Here is a 939-nt window from a genome sequence, read left to right as displayed (position 1 = left end):
TTTATGGGGTGACTGCGTACCTTTTGTATAATGGGTCAGCGACTTATATTCTGTAGCAAGGTTAACCGTATAGGGGAGCCGAAGGGAAACCGAGTCTTAACTGGGCGTTAAGTTGCAGGGTATAGACCCGAAACCCGGTGATCTAGCCATGGGCAGGTTGAAGGTTGGGTAACACTAACTGGAGGACCGAACCGACTAATGTTGAAAAATTAGCGGATGACTTGTGGCTGGGGGTGAAAGGCCAATCAAACCGGGAGATAGCTGGTTCTCCCCGAAAGCTATTTAGGTAGCGCCTCGTGAACTCATCTTCGGGGGTAGAGCACTGTTTCGGCTAGGGGGCCATCCCGGCTTACCAACCCGATGCAAACTACGAATACCGAAGAATGTTATCACGGGAGACACACGGCGGGTGCTAACGTCCGTCGTGAAGAGGGAAACAACCCAGACCGCCAGCTAAGGTCCCAAAGTCATGGTTAAGTGGGAAACGATGTGGGAAGGCACAGACAGCCAGGATGTTGGCTTAGAAGCAGCCATCATTTAAAGAAAGCGTAATAGCTCACTGGTCGAGTCGGCCTGCGCGGAAGATGTAACGGGGCTAAACCATGCACCGAAGCTGCGGCAGCGACACTATGTGTTGTTGGGTAGGGGAGCGTTCTGTAAGCCGTTGAAGGTGTGCTGTGAGGCATGCTGGAGGTATCAGAAGTGCGAATGCTGACATAAGTAACGATAAAGCGGGTGAAAAGCCCGCTCGCCGGAAGACCAAGGGTTCCTGTCCAACGTTAATCGGGGCAGGGTGAGTCGACCCCTAAGGCGAGGCCGAAAGGCGTAGTCGATGGGAAACAGGTTAATATTCCTGTACTTGGTGTTACTGCGAAGGGGGGACGGAGAAGGCTATGTTAGCCGGGCGACGGTTGTCCCGGTTTAAGCATGTAGGCGGAG

At 53.1% G+C, this 939-nt stretch carries 1 rRNA gene; it reads left to right on the top strand.

Annotated features, from left to right (window positions below):
* Positions 1–939 (top strand): 23S ribosomal RNA (locus tag LZP96_RS23910); the annotation flags it as partial.

It is taken from the genome of Huaxiibacter chinensis, assembly GCF_022171985.1.
In the GTDB taxonomy this organism is placed as follows: Bacteria; Pseudomonadota; Gammaproteobacteria; order Enterobacterales; family Enterobacteriaceae; genus Enterobacter; species Enterobacter chinensis_A.
The sequence above is the reverse complement of the archived record's forward strand: the minus strand, read 5'-3'. Positions and strand labels throughout refer to the sequence as shown.